Raw genomic sequence first — 17,984 nt, 5'->3', positions numbered from 1 at the left:
AATGACTGAACCATCATTTTTGTCTGTATATCCTATTCTTGTAACATGTCAATATGTTTTAAAATTTCTTCGTAAGGCACATCGTTTAAGCCACTATAATACTTCACAATTTTCCCATTTTGATCAACAAGATAAAAATCTGTACCGTGAATGACTTGATCGCCTTCTTGCGGTTTTTTTACGACAGCTTTAAAGTTTTTTTGGGCAAAACGTTCAATTTCTTGTTGTGTGTATCCAGTAAGCAGGTGCCAACGGCTCATATCCCCCTGAAACTTTTCAACATATGCCTTTAATGCATCCGGTGTATCGTTTTCAGGATCGACACTAAACGAAACAAAATGAACGTCTAACCCTTTTTCCTTCGCCATTTTTTGTAATTTCGCCATATTTGCCGTCATTGGAGGACAAACATCAGCGCATCGCGTAAAAATAAAATCAGTCACCCATACTTTTCCTTTTAAATCAGCTAAACCAAACTGTTGACCATTTTGATCAATAAATGTGAAATCTTCAATTGGCCAATTTTTTGCATCTGGAATTGATTGTTGGCAAGCAACAAGCAAGGACAGAAATAAAGCAAATAACCATAAACGTATACGCTTCATTTTTTCGTTCCCCCTACTCCGTATAATACATAAATCCGATGGCCCCTGGACCTGTGTGCGTAGAAATAATCGGGGTTGTATACACAATATCTGTTTGTGTCCATCCTGTTGCTTCCGCAAGCGACTGTTTTAATCGTTCGCTTAAATCAAGCGCATCTGCATGAGCAATCCCTACTGCTCGAATCATCTTTCCTTTCGTATGTTCAACAAATTGGTTTGTTAAAAATTTAACGATTTGAGACTGACTACGAACTTTTGTCACAGGTGTATATACACCATCTTGTAACGAAGCAATCGGTTTAATGTTTAGTAGCGAACCAATCATTGCTTTCCCTCGGCCAATGCGCCCACCTTTAACGAGATTTTCAAGTGTATCAACAACAACAAATAAATGTGTATTCGCTCGAATCGTATCAAGACGTGAAACAATTTCTTCTACTGTTTTTCCCTCTGCCGCCATTTTTGCCGCTTCTAATACTTGAAAGCCGAGCGCAAGAGAAATAAAACGAGAATCGATGACGGTAACGTTTGCTTTTGTCATCGTTGCAGCACTCTCGGCAGAGCGCACCGTTCCACTCATGCCTCCTGTCATATGAATGGAAATGACATCATACCCTGCTTCTCCGAGTTCATCATATACTTGTAAAAACTGCCCTGCAGAAGGTTGAGAACTTTTTGGGAGTTCATCTGCTTGTTTCATTCTTTCAATAAATTGTTGTGGAGTTAAATCAATGCCGTCTACATATGTTTGCCCGTCAATAGAGATCGATAATGGCACGACGCGAATGTCCCACGCCTCAATCACTTCTTTCGTTAAATCAACCGTAGAATCTGTCACAATCTTTACTTTGCTCATTTTTTCACTTCCTGCATTTCATTCTAAAATTTTTGTACGGTGAAATTATATAATAAAATGCTCCTATATGTCGCTGTTTTCATAAAATTTTTTGTAAAAAAAGAGCTGGTTTGCACATTGGCAAAACAGCTCGCTATCATTTATGCATTGTTTTTTAAAATTTCAGACTTAAATATTTGTTCATACACCGGCCACTTCAACACACGTTTTAAATATTCTTTAAATGAATACACCTTCTTTGGACTTTTTTTAGCATACACTTGTGCAATAAACGTTTGTAACCTTACTTTTACCATAAATTGATAAGGGTTATCGTCCTCCAATACCGGAATTTCGATAATTTTTACTTTTTGCCCATCTACGTTTTTAAACTCTAGGCTTTTGAATAACAAAATATCAATCCTCTTTTTTGACCGATTTACTTATATTATACACGATTTTTATGTTGAAGTATGTCACATTTCGTCACCGATTTATAAAAAATTTTTGTCAAATGAGCAAATGGAACAAACTGCTATCTTTATTCACTTCCATAAACGGAAAACCTTTTTTCTTCATTCGTTCGACGAGCGGACCGTAATCTTCACGACATTTTAATTCAATGCCAACGAGAGCCGGGCCACTGTCTTTATTATTTTTTTTCGTATATTCAAAAAGTGTAATGTCGTCTGTTGGTCCTAATACTTCATCAAGAAATTCGCGCAACGCTCCAGCACGTTGTGGAAAATTGACAATAAAATAATGTTGAAGTCCTTCATAAATCATCGAGCGCTCTTTAATTTCTTGCATGCGTCCAATATCGTTGTTTCCTCCGCTAATAATACAAACAACGGTCTTGCCCCGAATATGTTCCTTATATAAATCAAGCGCAGCAACCGGCAACGCTCCAGCAGGCTCGACTACAATCGCATTTTCATTATAAAGTTGCAAAATCGTTGTACATGCTTTTCCTTCAGGAACAACGACAATATCATCGACCATCTCTTTTGCTAATGCAAATGTTTTTTCCCCCACACGTTTCACTGCCGCGCCATCTACAAACGGATCAATTTCACTTAAAGTGACAACTTCTTTTGCTTCAAACGATTTTTTCATAGAAGGAGCTCCTTCAGGTTCGACGCCAACTAATTTCGTTGCTGGTGAAATGCTTTTAATATACGTGCCGACACCAGAAATAAGCCCTCCGCCGCCAATACTTGCAAACACATAATCAATCGGTTCTTCACAATCATTTAAAATTTCAACACCCACTGTTCCTTGCCCTGCAATTACAGCTTCATCATCAAACGGATGGATAAATGTTCGCTGCTCTTGTTTTGCACAAATTCGTGCTTGCTCATAAGAATCATCAAATGTATCGCCAACTAAAATAATGTCGACAAACTCTCGACCAAAAAACTGTACTTGTGATACTTTTTGTCTTGGAGTTGTAGATGGCATATAAATTTTCCCATGCACACCGAGCGCTCGACATGAATAAGCTACGCCTTGGGCATGATTGCCTGCACTTGCGCAAACAATCCCATTTTTCTTTTCTTCCTCACTTAAGCTTTTCATTCGATAATATGCCCCACGAATTTTAAACGAGCGAACGACTTGTAAATCTTCCCGCTTAAAATATACGTGACAATCATAACGTTCTGAAAGCAATTCATTTTTTTGCAAAGGGGTATGATACACGACATCTTTTAGCGTTTGATAAGCAATTAAAATATCTTCTACATATACGCCATGTTTTCGTTTTACTTGTTGTTCCATTTTCTCGTTTCCTTTCTATTTATAATTTCGTTGTCAAAATTATGTTATTCTAAAATATATCATATTTTCGAATAAAGAAAAGTAAATTTTCTAAAAATTATTCAAAAAGATGAAGCTCGCCAATTAGCGAGCTGTTCGTTCATATATACAAAATGTGTGTGGATAACGATTTTTTTCATCTTGCACACCTTGGCGAACGGTACGAAGCACCCATTGCTTTTCATCAATTGGTGGAAAAAATGTATCTCCTGTAAACGTTTCGTCAATGTGTGTAACGTACAATTGATCCGCAAACGGCATCGCTTGTTCAAACACTTGCGCTCCCCCAATAACAAACACATGACCATATTGCTGTTCTACTTGTTCAATGTCATCAATTGAATGAATCACTTGAACATTCGAATTCGCTGAAAACGTATTGTGCCGTGTAAGTACGATGTTTATTCTTCCAGGAAGCGGACGGCCGATCGATTCAAATGTTTTTCGCCCCATGACAATCGGATGACCCATAGTTACATGTTTAAAATAAGCTAAATCCGCCGGTAAGTGCCAAGGTAATGTATTGTTCCAACCAATAACTCGATTTCGATCCATCGCAACAATGATAGAAATCACTTCACTCACTTCCCTTACACAGACACGTCCGCTTTAATATGCGGATGCGGATGGTAATCAACAATTTCAAAATCTTCAAAGCGATATTCAAAGATAGAAGCTGGTTTTCGTTTAATGACTAATTTCGGAAGTGGGCGCGGTTCTCTCGTTAATTGCAACTTCGCTTGTTCGATATGATTCATATATAAATGAACGTCACCGCCAGTAAAAATAAGTTCTTTCGGTTGTAGATCGCATTGTTGAGCAACCATATGTGTAAGTAGTGCATAGCTTGCGATATTGAACGGAAGACCTAAAAACGTATCAACCGAACGCTGTTGCCACATGCACGATAACGTTCCATTTTCCACGTAAAACTGAAAAGCATAATGGCAAGGAGGCAACTTCATATTGTCTAATTCCGCAACATTCCATGCGCTTACTAAAAGACGGCGCGAATTTGGATTGTGCTTTATTTGTTCAATCACTTCGCTAATTTGATCAATCGTTCGACCGTCTGCTCCCCTCCATGAACGCCATTGAGCTCCATATACCGGACCTAAATCTCCATTTTCATCTGCCCATTCATCCCAAATTGTTACACCATTTTCTTTTAAATAGCGAATATTCGTATCCCCACTTAAAAACCAGAGCAACTCATGAATAATGGAACGAATATGTAACTTTTTTGTTGTAAGTAAAGGAAATCCTTTGCGTAAATCAAAGCGCAATTGACGTCCAAAGACAGAAATCGTCCCTGTTCCCGTACGGTCATCTTTATACACACCGTTTTGTAAAATATCTTCAAGTAATTGTAAATATTGTTTCATGACACCCTCTCCCTTTTTTATGTACTGTCATTTATTATGACATAAACCATAAAAGTAGGAAAGACAAAAACCGCAGGATTCCCCTACGGTTTAACAAATACGCGGCAACATTAATCCGGTTAATCGATATAATCGTCGTGTTGTGCCAAGCGGTGTTCGCAACAATAATTGACCTTTGTTTATTGCTCGAACAGTTCCGATCACAGCTGCAGCTTTTCCTTCAGGTTGAGAACGAAGGGCATCAAGAACAGCTTGTTCCTCTTCTTTCGGAACGATCATGACCACTTTTCCTTCGTTAGCCAAATAGAGCGGATCAAACCCGAGCAATTCACATGCTCCTTCCACTTCTTGTTTTACTGGGATACGTTCTTCCTCCAATTCAATCGTTACACCAAAATCTTCACAAATTTCTACAAGGGCAGTCGCTAATCCCCCGCGGGTTGGGTCGCGCATTAGGCGAATGCGTTGACTTGCCTGTAACGCTTTGGCAATGAGCGGATACAATGTTGTACAGTCGCTCTCAATCGTTGATACAAGCCCTAATTCCCCTCGGGCAACTAATATAGCTACTCCATGATCACCAACTGAACCGCTGACAATGACCGAGTCCCCTTCACAAATTTTCGGCTCAAGCGAATGTGAAATGACTCCGATCCCTGTTGTATTAATATATAATCCATCCGCACTACCACGTTCAACGACTTTTGTATCGCCCGCAACAATCTCCACATTGACTTTTTTCGCTTCTTCAGCCATCGATTGCACGATCGTTTTTAAATCACAAATTGGAAATCCTTCTTCGATAATAAAACTACACGTCATTACTTTCGGGATCGCTCCAACGACCGATAAATCATTTATTGTTCCAGCTACCGCCAGTTTCCCAATATTTCCACCCGGAAAGAAAAGCGGTTTAACGACAAAACTATCTGTTGTCATGGCTAGCTCGTGGGGGTCTAACGTAAACGTAGCTGCGTCGAATTTTGCATGACGATCGTTACGAAACATAGAAACAAAAACGTCTGCAATGAGCTGATGGGCTAACTGTCCTCCGTCCCCATGAGCGAGCGTGATTCGCTCCATTCGTTACTCCTCCCTCATATATTGATAATACGCGGCACAACTACCTTCTGATGACACCATACAAGGTCCAATCGGCTGAAGCGGTGTACATGCTTTTCCAAACAATGCACATTGCGGTGGATCAATAAGTCCTCGAATGACTTCTCCACAACGACACTTTGTTCGACGTGGTTCACGCGTTAAAACGGAAAACTTCACTTTCGCGTTAAATCGATCATACTCTTTCTTAAAATCCATTCCGCTTTGAGAAATCACACCGATGCCACGCCATGCCTCGTCACATAATGTAAAATAATGGTTCATCCAATATTTCGCTTGTACACTTCCTTGTTCAGTCACTACACTTTTATAATCGTTTAATACAATAGCATGCTGTTTGAGTGCTAACATTAATAAATGACGAATTGCACTTAACATATGTAATGCTTCAAATCCACTAATTACTGCAGGCATATTGTATTCCGTTGCTAAAAATTCAAAATGAGCCCTCCCCATCACCATGGATACGTGCCCAGGTAGTAAAAAACCGTCTAGTGACACTTCTCTCTCGTGAAGCAATTGCCGCAAAATTGGCTCCACTAGCTTTGTCGACATCCACATGGAAAAATTGTGCACTTGCTTTTCTTCTGCTTCTTTTATTGCTGCAGCTAAAATCGGGATGGTTGTCTCAAACCCTATCCCTAAAAAAATAACTTCTTGATGCGGATGCTGTTCAGCAATACGAACCGCATCAACCGGAGAATAGACGACACGCACATCTTTTCCTTCTGTCTTCGCTTGCATCAACGTTCCATAAGATCCAGGCACCCGCATCATGTCGCCAAATGTACAAATGATTCGGTCCGAACCATCTGTCAGAGAAATCATTGCATCAATCGTTACTTGATCAGTAACGCAAACAGGACAACCGGGACCAGAAATGAGACGAACGTATCCTTCGAGCGCTTTTTTAACTCCCGTACGAGCAAGTGCCATCGTATGTGAGCCGCACACTTCCATAAACGAAGGCATTCGTCCAAACGTTTGTTGAAACTGGTTTGCCAACATCTGTACTTCTTGTAACAACGTTTGACTGAGCGTTGAACGAGTTGGGCTATCCATCACGTCTAGCATCGACTAACTTCCTCCATTCTTCCAAACTCTCTTTTGCATACTGTTCATCAATAATTGACATCGCCTGTCCAGCATGCACAATGACATAGTCACCTATTTTGACTTCAGGAACAAAAATAATTCCAACATCCATTTGTGATCCCATGACATCTACTCTTGCGGAAAAACCGTCAATATGTAACACTTTCGCCGGTACTCCTACACACATACACGATCCCTCCTATGCGCTGCGATGATTAACTGTCCAAGAGCTAGTCCTCCATCATTACATGGTACTTTTTGATGGGTGTAAACACATAATCCAAGCTTACTGAGTTCTTGACGAAGACGTTTAACGATATAACGATTATGCATACTTCCCCCTGATAATACAATGTTTCGTTCGTATGTTGGATATTGTTGTAAAGCTAAACGAACTAATTCAACAGACGCTTGAACAACTGTTTCATGGAAGCGACCAGCAATGATATTCACTTGTTCATGAGCTTCAACATCTTCCCATATCGCTTGCCACATCTCTGCCAAATCAATTTCCCATTCATCCTGTTTTTTTATTTGAAATGGATAAGTTTTATATATTTTTGTATCATCAATGAATTCAGAAAGTCGAACAGCCGCCTCCCCATCGTACGTACTATGTGTACAAACGTACAAAAAAGCACTAACGGCATCAAATAGTCTCCCACACGTACCTGCCAAAGGCGAGTGTAACCCTTTTTCAATCATTTGTTTTAATACGCGTATCTCTTGTGCTCGTTCGGTAAATCGCTTCTCTGCTAGAGCATATCCTTGCTCGCCGAAATAATGCCCAAGCATGCCGACCGCTGTACGCCACGGTTCTTTTATACAACGCTCTCCCCCTGGAAGTGGAGTATACGTTAAATGACCGAGCCGCTTATATTGCGAAGCATTTCCGTACAGTAGCTCAAACCCCCATATATGTCCGTCCTCCCCGTATCCTGTTCCATCTAAAATAAGGCCAAAACAAGAAGAGTGTATATGATTTTCCTCCATGCACGAAACCATGTGTGCATGATGATGTTGGACAGCTACAATGTCAGCATTCCATTGTTTTGCGATATTCCACGTTTCATAATTTGGATGCAAATCAACAGCAATTGTTTTTGGGGTCACTCCCATCCATGTGCGTAAATGTTCGTATTCCCTTTGGAAATGTTCCACGACTTCTACATGCTCTAAGTCACCGATATGGGGCCCTAAAAAAATTTGATGATGTCTTCCAAATGCAAATACATTTTTTTGTTGACCACCAAGTGCAACAATTTCATGAACGTCATACTTCGTCTCCAACGGATCCGGAACAAAACCACGCGCTCGCCGAATAAAATGAATCTTTCCATTTTCTACTTGAACAACAGAATCATCAATAGGGTGAACAATCGGACGATTATGTACAAGAAAATAATCGGCAATGCCTTGTAAATCACGTAAAGCTTGGTCGTCTTCGTATATCATTGGCACCCCTGAACGATTCGCACTTGTCATCACGACAACAGGCAATCGATCATCAAGCAATAAATGGTGAAGTGGCGTGTACGGTAACATCACTCCAACTGTTTGTAACCCCGGAGCAACCGATGGAGCAATCATTGTGTTTTTTCTTTTTTTAACAACAACGATGGGAGCTTCCGGCGAAATGAACAACTGTTTTTCTTCCGCAGTGACATGACATAATTGTTCTACAATATCAAGGGAAGCCGCCATGATCGCTAGCGGACGATGGGGCCGTCGTTTTCGCATTCGTAATTGTTGAACAGCCTGTTCATTTGTGGCATCACAAGCTAAGTGATACCCACCTAATCCTTTCACCGCAACAATCGCCCCAGCACGAATATATTGCTTCGCTTGTTGAATGGCATCACCTTGCACCGTTTGTCCATCTCGCTTCAATAATGCAACAGATGGACCGCATGTTGGACAAGCAATAGGCTGAGCGTGATGACGGCGGTTCATAGGATCTTCGTACTCTTTTGCACATCGCTCACACATTTGGAACGAACGCATCGATGTAAACGGACGATCGTACGGCAACTGTTCAATAATCGTATAACGTGGGCCACATTGTGTACAATTAATAAACGGATAGCGATACCGACGATCATCTGGATCATACATTTCTCGTAAACAATCTTCACAAACAGCAGTATCAATTGGAATCACGAGCGAAGAACTTCCCGTTCGTTCGCTCGGAATGATAGAAAAATGTTCAAACGCTTGCCATTGTGCTAAAGTGACAATGATCTCATCAATACGAGATAGCCGCGGTGCTTCCATCGGTAAAGAGTGAATAAACTGATCGACTGCATATGCATCGCCTTCTATATGAATAAAAACCCCGTCCATGTTGTTTTGGACTGTTCCTTTTACTTGATATCGCTGAGCAAGTGCGAAAATAAAAGGACGGAAGCCAACTCCTTGCACTCGTCCTTTCACTGTGATATTGACTGCTTTTTGCATCGGGCAACCCCTTCTCGAATCCAATGTAACCATTCATCCATGCCTTCACCTGTTTTTGCTGATAACGGCAACAACTTAGACTGTGGATGAATACACGATAAATCTTCTTTCGCTTGTTCGACATCAAAATCAAGATACGGCAGTAAATCTATTTTATTTAGTAAAACAAGATCTGTTCTCATAAACATCGTTGGATATTTTGGGATTTTGTCATTTCCTTCTGGTACGCTTAACACAGCTACTTTATGCTGCTGTCCTAAATCATAACCAGATGGACAAACAAGATTTCCTACATTTTCAATAAACAAAATATCAAGCTGTTGAAAATCAAATTGTGGTAAAACAGCCGCAATCATGCGGGCATCTAAATGGCATCCTCCATGCGTGTTAATTTGTACGGCTTGCGCACCAAGGGCACGAATGCGATCTGCATCTTTTTCTGTTGCTAAATCCCCTTCAATGACACCAATACGAAACTCATTTGCTAACGCCTCAATCGTCTTTTCTAAAATGGTTGTCTTCCCTGCGCCTGGTGAACTCATTATATTAATAACAAGCGTATTCGTTTCCTCAAACAATTGCCGGTTAAACGAAGCTGCACGGTTATTGTTTGTTAACACATCAACTTCCAATGTAATTTTCATCCGTCGAACTCCCTTCATATGCCAATATACGAAATGTTTCTCCGGCTACAATGTTTCCGCTCGGAAGTAAACATGCCGGACATTGAGCAATTTTTGTCACAGGTTCATATTGGCTTCCACAAATGGCGCAAACGGCTTTTGCTTTCTCTATATGAATGATCAATTCAGCATCTGTTGTTAAACAGTTATTTGTTTGCATTTTATACACATCGAATGCAAATTGTAATGCGTCTGGAAGTACATTGCTCAACGTCCCAACAAGCAATTCTACCTTTTTTACATATTTCACCTGTTTTAATTGAGCATCTTGCTCAATTAACTGAACGATTTCCCCCATTAATGCCATTTCATGCATACGAATCCCTTTCTATTTGCACATACCATTCGTTTCCTTCTTGTTTTGTAGGAAGAAGTGGCATATGCAAAGTTCCGTTTTGTGAAAATACATACCATTCACGATCACAATACAAACAAATAAAGCGACGATCTTGCACAATATAATGCGGCATGATTTGACAATGTGAACAAATGGCTTTTCTTACATATAACGTTCCTTCCTGTTTGTAAACAATGAGCGGGATGCGATCAACAGTTTTGATTTCAACATCACATATATCATCGCACGAGCCAATAGCATGCCACGTGCGATGATCGGAAAATAGTTTCTTCATTTTTTCCACCTCGTCTTCTAATAATGGGGCGGAAGCTTCTTTCATTGTTTCAATTAAACTATTACGCATCATTTTTAAAAATTGCAGGCGATTCATGGCGTACAACACCACTTCTCCACTTGGTGAACAACTCGCTCAACAACGTGTGGAAGCTGCGCTTGGACAATTGGTGATAACTCTAATCCGAGAGATAAAGATGCAGGTTGAACTCCAAATAAAACCATTTGCTTCGGACATGTTTGACGTATTTTTGCAGCTGACAACACTTCCTGAAAACCGAGTTGATGAATAGACATTTTAATTCCAAAATATGATGGAATTTCATCATCGATTAACGTAACGATTGTTCCTGCTTCTTTTCCTGCATTGACAGCATCGATAATTACCAAATACTCCGTTTCTTCAATTGTCCCAAGTAAACGCATCCCATCCGTTGAACCTTCAATCACTTCTACCTCGTCATATTTCGCCAATTTTTCTTCTAATAAAGGCAAAATATGAATGCCTACTCCTTCATCGGAATATAGTAAATTTCCAATTCCGAGAACCGTTATTTTTTTATTTTTCATCCTGTTCACCTAATGCTTCTTTTTTTCGTTCGAGTTTATAGCCAGTAAAAATAGATGACATCGTTCCATTTCGTTGTAAATAGTCTTCACGAAATGCCATATATACGTGTACAACAGTAAAAATGATAAACCCCCATGCTACAAGATGATGCCACGAACGAACAGAATAGCTATCGCCACCAAATAAATGAGCAACCCACATAAACATTTTTCCATAAATTGATTCTGGTTGTGGTTCAAATAATAAATAGTAACCTGTAAGCATCATGATGATCGAACCAAGACCAATAAAAATCCAATAACTTAATTGAGCGAGCGGATTATGTCCAATATAATGTTTTTTATTGTTTTTCATAAATAAGTAATATTTTATTGTTTCAAACGCTTCCTTCCAAAAAGAAAGGCGAAACGGATTCGATGTTGCATGCTCATTTCCTTTGTACACCCAATACCAACGAACAGCTAAATTAATAGTAAAAAGAAAAGCAGCAAAAAAGTGAATGTAGCGCGCCCAACCCATCAAAAAGGAATAATATGCCTCTTCTTGAATAGATGCGGACACAAACGGGCGGCCAATAAACACGCCCGTAATCATTAACACTAGAATAGAAAAAGCATTAATCCAGTGAAAAATACGAACAGGCAACTCCCATACGTACACTTTCACCATGTGATCGTTTAATTCAATATGTTTTGCTTTTCGCGACCGCTTCCAAATGACTTCCGTCCGTTTTTGTTCAATTTTTGGATTTGTCGGGATCGACATACACTCCCCTCCTACCCAATACGAATATGAGTCGTTTGTTTCGATTCAAGATCTGTTAAATGAACCGCACATGCTAAGCATGGATCGAACGAATGGACGATGCGCAAAATCTCTAACGGCTTTTCTTTATCAAGCAATGGCGTTCCTTTTAAAGATGCTTCATACGCACCAATTTGTCCTTTATGGTCACGCGGTGAAGCATTCCACGTCGTCGGAACAACCGCTTGATAGTTTTTCGTTTTTCCATCTTCAATTTCAATCCAATGACCTAGCGCCCCACGTGGCGCTTCCATCCATCCGACTCCTTTTGCTTTTTTCGGCCACGTACTTGGCTCCCATTTTGTTCGGTCAAATGTAATTTGATTTCCATTGCGAATATTCGCCAATAATGCGTCCATATCGTCACGCATCCATTTTGCAACAAGAATGGATTCAAGTCCGCGCGCTACTGTACGACCAAGTGCTGAACGCATCGCTTCAAGCGGCCAATTCAATTTTTTTAACGTGTCATCTATTAATCCGACAAACTCATCTTTCTTTAAAGCATAGCCAACGAGCATGCGTGCAAGTGGCCCCGTCTCCATCGGATGTTCTTTCCATCTCGGAGATTTTAACCAGCTATATTTTTCATCTGTATTTAATGTTTTAAACGGTGGCTTTGGTCCTGTATAACGAAGCGATGTTTCACCCTCCCACGGATGCTTACCAACGCCACCTTCTTTTCCGTCATACGTATACCATGAGTGATCGATAAACTCTTTTACTTGTTCTGGATCTTTCGGATCGACATCGAGCACTTCATTAAGATTTCCATTTAAAATGACACCACGCGGGAAACGATATAAGTGAACGTCTCGAATATCCCCTGTTGAAAAATCTCCATAACATAAATAGTTGTTTAAACCGCCACCATATGTCCAATCTTTATAAAATGAGCCAATCGCCAATAAGTCTGGAATGTAAACATTGTTTACAAACTCTACTGCCTGATCAATAATTTGCGAAACGTGCATTAAACGTTCGGCATGAATAGCATTATCGCTATTCACATCAATTGGCGTAGCCATTCCACCGACAACATAGTGAGGATGCGGGTTTTTTCCGCCAAAAATCGTATGAATTTTCACAATTTCTTTTTGCCAATCGAGCGCTTCTAAATAATGAGCAACAGCAAGCAAATTCACTTCAGGTGGTAACTTATATGCTTTATGCCCCCAATAGCCGTTTGCAAAAATGCCGAGTTGTCCACTATCCACAACTTTTTGTACTTTCATTTGAATGTCTTTAAAATAACCTGGGGACGATTTTGGCCAACTAGAAAGTGATTGAGCAATACGGCTTGTTTCGTTTGGATCTGCTTTAAGCGCACTTAATACATCAACCCAATCAAATGCATGTAAATGATAAAAGTGAACGACATGGTCATGTAAAAAAACAGCCGCGTTCATAATGTCACGAATCAAATGTGCATTTCTTGGAATTTTAATATCAAGCGCATCTTCAACGGAACGGATAGAAGCTAAAGCGTGTGTTGTTGTACAAACACCACAAATGCGTTGCACATATGCCCAAACATCGCGTGGATCGCGATCTCGGACAATTAACTCAATGCCACGAACCGCTGTACCCGAACTAAATGCTTCTTGAATCACACCGCTGTCATCAACATCTACTTCAATGCGTAAATGCCCTTCAATTCGCGTTACTGGATCGACAACAATACGTTCTGTCATCTTTATTCACCTCAATCATGATGTTCATCTTTTTTCTTCATTGCCGTTACTGCTGCATGGGCAGCAACACCTGCAGCGGTCACACCAACCGCAATCGCTCCAACAGTTTCTGGATTAATCGTCGTTTGAGATGCAGGAATTTTAGCGCGACGAACGAAGAAAGGACCGTTATCCCAAAAGCCTTTTTCAGAACAACCGATACATGGATTTCCGGATTGAATTGGATAGCTAACCCCACCGTTCCAGCGCATTTCTGCACAAGAGTTATATGTTGTTGGCCCCTTACAGCCTACTTTATATAAGCAATATCCTTGTCTTGCTCCTTCATCGTCAAACGATTCCGCAAATAATCCCGCATCAAAATATGCGCGACGATTACATTTATCATGAATACGATGACGATAAAATGCTTTCGGTCTGCCAAGATGATCAAGCTCTGGAAGTTTCCCGAACGTAATAATATGCGCAATGACACCCGTCATGACTTCTGCAATTGGTGGACATCCTGGCACTAATATGACAGGTTTATCTTTCACAAAATGCGTAATCGGTTTGGCTTTTGTTGGATTTGGATATGCAGCAGGAATCCCTCCCCACGATGAACAGCTTCCGTATGCAATAATCGCTTTTGCTCCTTTAGCTGCGCGAAGAAACGTTTCTTTTGCCGATACGCCCCCAACGGTTAAAAATGCATCATCTGTCGGCAAGCTTCCTTCTACTGCAAGTATGTATTCTCCCGGATAATGTTCAAGCACATGTTCGAGGGCAGCTTCAATTTGATGACCTGAAGCAGCGGAAAGCGCTTCTGAATACTCGAGAGAAATCATGTTTAACAGCACACTTTCCACTTTCGGATGCGTAGAACGAATAAATGATTCAGAGCAACCTGTACAGTCTTGAAACTGTAACCAAATAACGGGAACGCGTTGGTTCTTTTCCATCGCTGCAACAACTTGATCGGTTTGTGAAAAATCAAGTCCCATTGTCGCAGCAAGTGCTGTACACATCTTTAAAAAATCGCGTCTTGTGAAACCGCGATCAAGCACTTCTTCTAAAATTGTTTTTCTTTTCACATAGCTCCTCCCCTTTACTTGATAACGTTTACAATTGATTATATATCATTATTTACCTTTATGTTATTTTCATGGCATAATTGTAACAAAATGTTCTTAAATATATTAACAACGTGAAAATAGTTTTTATTATAATAAGTAGGTAAATAAAAAAGCGCCTTCTATTCGGAAGACGCTTCTTGCTCCAACTGTTTTTCTTTTCGTTTATACACAAATTTTGAGATTGATATACTTACTTCATATAACAAAAGCAATGGAATCGTTACTAAAAAGTCGGAAATAAAATCTGGCGGTGTAATCGTGACCGCGATAATTACTAATACAAAATACGCGTATTTTCTCACTTTTTGCAACGCATACGGATTAATGATTCCAATACTTGTTAAAAACATAACGATAATTGGCAATTCAAACAAGATCGCAAATGGAATCGTCATGTTCAAAATAAAACGAAAATACTTTTCTGTTGTAAACATCGTTGCGAACAAATCTTCACCGAGGCTCATTAAAAAATGAAACACCATAGGCAATACAACAAAGTAACCAAAACATAAACCGAGTACAAATAGCAAAAATGTCGCTGGAATATATGACAGCGTTACTTTTCGCTCTCGTGGTGTAAGAGCAGGTTTCACGAACATCCATACTTGCCAAACGAATACAGGAATCGTCATTGTAATGGCAAACACGCCAGCTAACATCACATATACCCATAAAATATCGGTCGGACCTAAAATCGTTAGCTTCACATCCAAATCAGCGATTAACCAACGATATAAATCTTGGACAAAAATGAATCCTACAATAAAAAATAAAATAAGTGCTCCAACAACAATAAACACGCGTTTGCGTAATTCTTCTAAATGCTCGACTAGCGTCATCTCTTTGTCTTCATATCGTTTCTTTTCTTCCACGAGCGTAAACACCAACCTTTTTCCATGTTAAAAACGGCAACACATCGTTGCCGCCTTATGATTTACGCGCTTCTTTCTTTTCATCAAGCTCCTCTAATACTTCATCACGCAATCCTTTTGTTGACTTTTTAAACTCACGCAATGTTTCACCAAAAGCCCGTCCGATTTCAGGTAATTTTTTCGGTCCGAAAATGACAAGAGCGATGACAAGAATTAAAATTAAGCCAGGTACTCCGATATTTGAAAGCATAACGTCATCTCCTTTTTTTATACATACGCTTCTTTTATTGTATTGCTAAGATCTTCATTTTTCAATGACAAATTTTTAAGAGGTGTGAGAAATGTTTGACAATCAACATACAGTGTACGCTATTTTCTTTACCATAACTAGCGATGTCACTATAAAAGTCGGTCAATTAGGCAATTTTTTATTCCCAAGCGGAAACTATATTTATGTAGGGAGCGCGAAACGAAACATTCAATCACGTATTCAACGTCATATGCAAATGGAAAAACGAAAACGCTGGCACATTGATTACATTCGTCCGTATGGTACAATTACACACGTGCAAACGTATTCCTCCGAACTGAGTGAATGCGAACGTGCCCAACAGTTGTTTCAACAATATAAAGGTCGATGGATTGTAAAAAAATTCGGCTCATCGGACTGTCGCTGTTTTTCCCATCTTATTTATTATAAAGAATAAACGAGGGACGTATTCCCTCGTTTAACTTGCTTTCTCATATTTTTTTTCGTATTTTTCTTCCGATTTTGCAATAATAACTGCACATGCCGCATCGCCTGTAATATTCACGACTGTTCTCGTCATATCGAGTAAGCGGTCAACACCTAAAATGAGCGCAATTCCTTCAACAGGTAGACCGACGGATGTTAACACCATGGAAAGCATAATTAAACCAACACCCGGAACGCCTGCTGTACCAATGCTCGCAAGTGTTGCTGTTAAAATGACGGTCAAAAGATCGCTAAATGTTAAGTCCACACCATACACTTGCGCGATAAACATCGTTGCCACACCTTGCATAATGGCTGTTCCATCCATATTAATTGTGGCCCCAAGAGGTTGAACAAAACCGCTAATGCTTTTCGGAACGTTTAAATTTTTTTGTGCTGTTTCCATCGACACTGGCAACGTAGCATTGCTGCTCGATGTACTAAACGCAACCGCCATCGCTGGAGAAAATCCTTTAATAAACGCGATAGGGCTCATTTTCCCAAGTGTCCATACCGCCATACCATACACGGCGAAGAAATGAATAAATAACGCTAACAATACAGCAAACATATATTTCCCCATCGCTGCAATCGCATCAAATCCTTGTCCGCCAATTGCAATGGCAATTAATGCGAACGCACCATATGGCGCAAACTTCATCACCCATTCTACTAAATACATGAGAAGATCATTTGCTTGTTCTACAATGACTCGCACTTGTTTTACTCGATCACCCAGGCGAGCAATGGCCATTCCAACCAACACCGCAAATACAATGACTTGTAACATATTTCCTTCAACCATGGCTTGGAATGGGTTTGTTGGAATAATATTCAATAATGTATCTACAACTGGCGGAGCTTCTTTCTTTTCAAACGATGCCCCTTCTAAATTAAAATTCCCTTCTCCTGGACGAATCACAGATCCTAATGTTAAAGCGATAACAAGCGCAAGAGAAGTAGTAATTAAAAAGAATGCGATTGTTTTGATACCAATACGACCAAGTTTTTTCGGATCACCAACACCAGCTGTTCCTAAAATGAGTGATACAAGAACTATTGGAACAACAAGCAATTTAATCAAGTTAATGAATATTGTTCCAAGCGGATTGAGTACGTATGTTTTTGCGAGGTCAAACCATTCTGTTGGAAGAGCTAAGTTGAAAATGAGCCCAACGATAATTCCTGCAAACATTCCTAGTAAAATTTTTTTCGTCATTGACATATCCACACCTCCATCAATTTCTGCGTCTTTTGCTGTAAAACGTATTCAACTTCGTATGGGAAAAGGGTTAAGGGAGAGGACCTATTCAATTGTAAATGTTTTTTTTAAAATTGTAAAGAAAAAATGAATATAATTGTTAGAAAAGTGGTTGAATTTCTTTTTTTACAAAAAAATAACTACCACAATGATGTGGTAGTTTACGAACGCTTTGTTTTTTTGCGACTCGAATCCGCTTCGATGTTTCCTGTTTCATGCTCAGTCGTGCCTTGCCCTTGAATCTCTGGTGAACTTAATCCTGTTTTCGAAGCATCTTTTTTTCGTTTCCCCACTTCATTC

22 protein-coding genes are annotated in these 17,984 nt (G+C 39.8%); 1 reads left to right on the top strand and 21 read right to left on the bottom strand.

Going from position 1 to position 17,984, the window contains the following annotated elements:
• Window positions 1-32 precede the first annotated feature (32 nt).
• The 19 genes from AFK25_RS07165 to AFK25_RS07075 form a co-directional block, all read right to left on the bottom strand.
• Complete coding sequence (locus AFK25_RS07165; RefSeq protein ID WP_035066471.1) at window positions 33-605, bottom strand: SCO family protein; 573 nt, start codon at window positions 603-605, stop codon at window positions 33-35.
• Window positions 606-618: 13 nt separating this feature from the next.
• Window positions 619-1,461: a DegV family protein gene (locus AFK25_RS07160; protein ID WP_009361213.1), complete on the bottom strand. Its 843-nt coding sequence runs from the start codon at window positions 1,459-1,461 to the stop codon at window positions 619-621.
• Between the two features lie 140 nt (window positions 1,462-1,601).
• Window positions 1,602-1,853, bottom strand: a complete 252-nt coding sequence (locus tag AFK25_RS07155; protein ID WP_009361212.1) for a YpmP family protein — start codon at window positions 1,851-1,853, stop codon at window positions 1,602-1,604.
• 97 nt (window positions 1,854-1,950) lie between these two features.
• Complete coding sequence (gene ilvA / locus AFK25_RS07150; protein WP_035066473.1) at window positions 1,951-3,219, bottom strand: threonine ammonia-lyase IlvA; 1,269 nt, start codon at window positions 3,217-3,219, stop codon at window positions 1,951-1,953.
• Between the two features lie 123 nt (window positions 3,220-3,342).
• Complete coding sequence (locus tag AFK25_RS07145) at window positions 3,343-3,834, bottom strand: dihydrofolate reductase (protein ID WP_035066475.1); 492 nt, start codon at window positions 3,832-3,834, stop codon at window positions 3,343-3,345.
• Window positions 3,835-3,848: 14 nt separating this feature from the next.
• Window positions 3,849-4,643, bottom strand: coding sequence for a thymidylate synthase (gene thyA / locus AFK25_RS07140; RefSeq protein ID WP_035066477.1), 795 nt, complete (start codon window positions 4,641-4,643; stop codon window positions 3,849-3,851).
• Between the two features lie 90 nt (window positions 4,644-4,733).
• Window positions 4,734-5,726, bottom strand: a complete 993-nt coding sequence (gene hypE / locus AFK25_RS07135) for a hydrogenase expression/formation protein HypE (RefSeq protein ID WP_035066479.1) — start codon at window positions 5,724-5,726, stop codon at window positions 4,734-4,736.
• 3 nt (window positions 5,727-5,729) lie between these two features.
• Entirely contained in the window at window positions 5,730-6,839 is a 1,110-nt protein-coding gene (gene hypD / locus AFK25_RS07130) for a hydrogenase formation protein HypD (protein ID WP_019416525.1), read from the bottom strand.
• On the bottom strand, window positions 6,820-7,047 hold the full coding sequence (locus tag AFK25_RS07125; protein WP_009361206.1) for a HypC/HybG/HupF family hydrogenase formation chaperone: 228 nt from the start codon (window positions 7,045-7,047) through the stop codon (window positions 6,820-6,822). The genes hypD and AFK25_RS07125 overlap by 20 nt, the downstream gene beginning before the upstream one ends.
• Window positions 7,038-9,317 (bottom strand): carbamoyltransferase HypF, encoded by a 2,280-nt coding sequence (gene hypF / locus AFK25_RS07120; RefSeq protein WP_035066481.1) that lies wholly within the window; start codon window positions 9,315-9,317, stop codon window positions 7,038-7,040. The genes AFK25_RS07125 and hypF overlap by 10 nt, the downstream gene beginning before the upstream one ends.
• Window positions 9,290-9,961 (bottom strand): hydrogenase nickel incorporation protein HypB, encoded by a 672-nt coding sequence (gene hypB / locus AFK25_RS07115; RefSeq protein WP_035066483.1) that lies wholly within the window; start codon window positions 9,959-9,961, stop codon window positions 9,290-9,292. The genes hypF and hypB overlap by 28 nt, the downstream gene beginning before the upstream one ends.
• Window positions 9,939-10,316 carry a hydrogenase maturation nickel metallochaperone HypA/HybF gene (locus AFK25_RS07110; RefSeq protein ID WP_009361203.1) on the bottom strand — a complete coding sequence of 126 codons (378 nt, stop codon included), beginning with the start codon at window positions 10,314-10,316 and terminating at the stop codon, window positions 9,939-9,941. The genes hypB and AFK25_RS07110 overlap by 23 nt, the downstream gene beginning before the upstream one ends.
• Window positions 10,309-10,728, bottom strand: a complete 420-nt coding sequence (locus AFK25_RS07105) for a hypothetical protein (protein ID WP_035066484.1) — start codon at window positions 10,726-10,728, stop codon at window positions 10,309-10,311. The genes AFK25_RS07110 and AFK25_RS07105 overlap by 8 nt, the downstream gene beginning before the upstream one ends.
• Window positions 10,725-11,201, bottom strand: a complete 477-nt coding sequence (locus AFK25_RS07100; RefSeq protein WP_019416528.1) for a HyaD/HybD family hydrogenase maturation endopeptidase — start codon at window positions 11,199-11,201, stop codon at window positions 10,725-10,727. Before AFK25_RS07100 ends, AFK25_RS07105 begins: the two co-directional genes overlap by 4 nt.
• Complete coding sequence (gene cybH / locus AFK25_RS07095; RefSeq protein ID WP_009361200.1) at window positions 11,191-11,967, bottom strand: Ni/Fe-hydrogenase, b-type cytochrome subunit; 777 nt, start codon at window positions 11,965-11,967, stop codon at window positions 11,191-11,193. The genes AFK25_RS07100 and cybH overlap by 11 nt, the downstream gene beginning before the upstream one ends.
• An 11-nt stretch (window positions 11,968-11,978) precedes the next feature.
• Window positions 11,979-13,700 carry a nickel-dependent hydrogenase large subunit gene (locus tag AFK25_RS07090; protein ID WP_009361199.1) on the bottom strand — a complete coding sequence of 574 codons (1,722 nt, stop codon included), beginning with the start codon at window positions 13,698-13,700 and terminating at the stop codon, window positions 11,979-11,981.
• Window positions 13,701-13,711: 11 nt separating this feature from the next.
• Window positions 13,712-14,773 (bottom strand): hydrogenase small subunit, encoded by a 1,062-nt coding sequence (locus AFK25_RS07085; protein ID WP_009361198.1) that lies wholly within the window; start codon window positions 14,771-14,773, stop codon window positions 13,712-13,714.
• A gap of 161 nt (window positions 14,774-14,934) precedes the next feature.
• Entirely contained in the window at window positions 14,935-15,654 is a 720-nt protein-coding gene (gene tatC / locus AFK25_RS07080) for a twin-arginine translocase subunit TatC (RefSeq protein ID WP_192813507.1), read from the bottom strand.
• A gap of 88 nt (window positions 15,655-15,742) precedes the next feature.
• Entirely contained in the window at window positions 15,743-15,937 is a 195-nt protein-coding gene (locus AFK25_RS07075) for a twin-arginine translocase TatA/TatE family subunit (protein WP_009361196.1), read from the bottom strand.
• A gap of 91 nt (window positions 15,938-16,028) precedes the next feature.
• Here AFK25_RS07075 and AFK25_RS07070 point away from each other — a divergent pair, with 91 nt between their 5' ends.
• Window positions 16,029-16,394 (top strand): GIY-YIG nuclease family protein, encoded by a 366-nt coding sequence (locus AFK25_RS07070; protein ID WP_009361195.1) that lies wholly within the window; start codon window positions 16,029-16,031, stop codon window positions 16,392-16,394.
• Window positions 16,395-16,415: 21 nt separating this feature from the next.
• Here AFK25_RS07070 and AFK25_RS07065 read toward each other — a convergent pair whose 3' ends face one another.
• Window positions 16,416-17,648, bottom strand: coding sequence for a dicarboxylate/amino acid:cation symporter (locus AFK25_RS07065; protein ID WP_035066487.1), 1,233 nt, complete (start codon window positions 17,646-17,648; stop codon window positions 16,416-16,418).
• A gap of 197 nt (window positions 17,649-17,845) precedes the next feature.
• Window positions 17,846-17,977 carry a YuzL family protein gene (locus AFK25_RS14790; protein WP_081957740.1) on the bottom strand — a complete coding sequence of 44 codons (132 nt, stop codon included), beginning with the start codon at window positions 17,975-17,977 and terminating at the stop codon, window positions 17,846-17,848.
• Between the last annotated feature and the right edge of the window lie 7 nt (window positions 17,978-17,984).

Origin of the sequence: Anoxybacillus gonensis, from assembly GCF_001187595.1 — a bacterium.
GTDB classification, from domain to species: domain Bacteria; phylum Bacillota; class Bacilli; order Bacillales; family Anoxybacillaceae; genus Anoxybacillus; species Anoxybacillus gonensis.
Note: the sequence above shows the minus strand (reverse complement) of the source record. Positions and strands in the feature narration are given on the sequence as shown.

Coding starts and splice junctions, on each gene's coding strand:
- hypB (WP_035066483.1), bottom strand. CDS start 9,961: ATGAAAATTACATTGGAAGTTGATGTGTTAACAAACAATAACCGTGCA.
- AFK25_RS07070 (WP_009361195.1), top strand. CDS start 16,029: ATGTTTGACAATCAACATACAGTGTACGCTATTTTCTTTACCATAACT.
- tatC (WP_192813507.1), bottom strand. CDS start 15,654: ATGACGCTAGTCGAGCATTTAGAAGAATTACGCAAACGCGTGTTTATT.
- hypF (WP_035066481.1), bottom strand. CDS start 9,317: ATGCAAAAAGCAGTCAATATCACAGTGAAAGGACGAGTGCAAGGAGTT.
- AFK25_RS07165 (WP_035066471.1), bottom strand. CDS start 605: ATGAAGCGTATACGTTTATGGTTATTTGCTTTATTTCTGTCCTTGCTT.
- cybH (WP_009361200.1), bottom strand. CDS start 11,967: ATGTCGATCCCGACAAATCCAAAAATTGAACAAAAACGGACGGAAGTC.
- ilvA (WP_035066473.1), bottom strand. CDS start 3,219: ATGGAACAACAAGTAAAACGAAAACATGGCGTATATGTAGAAGATATT.
- AFK25_RS07110 (WP_009361203.1), bottom strand. CDS start 10,316: ATGCATGAAATGGCATTAATGGGGGAAATCGTTCAGTTAATTGAGCAA.
- hypE (WP_035066479.1), bottom strand. CDS start 5,726: ATGGAGCGAATCACGCTCGCTCATGGGGACGGAGGACAGTTAGCCCAT.
- AFK25_RS07090 (WP_009361199.1), bottom strand. CDS start 13,700: ATGACAGAACGTATTGTTGTCGATCCAGTAACGCGAATTGAAGGGCAT.
- hypD (WP_019416525.1), bottom strand. CDS start 6,839: ATGCTAGACGTGATGGATAGCCCAACTCGTTCAACGCTCAGTCAAACG.
- AFK25_RS07160 (WP_009361213.1), bottom strand. CDS start 1,461: ATGAGCAAAGTAAAGATTGTGACAGATTCTACGGTTGATTTAACGAAA.
- AFK25_RS07125 (WP_009361206.1), bottom strand. CDS start 7,047: ATGTGTGTAGGAGTACCGGCGAAAGTGTTACATATTGACGGTTTTTCC.
- AFK25_RS07075 (WP_009361196.1), bottom strand. CDS start 15,937: ATGCTTTCAAATATCGGAGTACCTGGCTTAATTTTAATTCTTGTCATC.
- AFK25_RS07100 (WP_019416528.1), bottom strand. CDS start 11,201: ATGAAAAATAAAAAAATAACGGTTCTCGGAATTGGAAATTTACTATAT.
- thyA (WP_035066477.1), bottom strand. CDS start 4,643: ATGAAACAATATTTACAATTACTTGAAGATATTTTACAAAACGGTGTG.
- AFK25_RS07065 (WP_035066487.1), bottom strand. CDS start 17,648: ATGTCAATGACGAAAAAAATTTTACTAGGAATGTTTGCAGGAATTATC.
- AFK25_RS07105 (WP_035066484.1), bottom strand. CDS start 10,728: ATGAATCGCCTGCAATTTTTAAAAATGATGCGTAATAGTTTAATTGAA.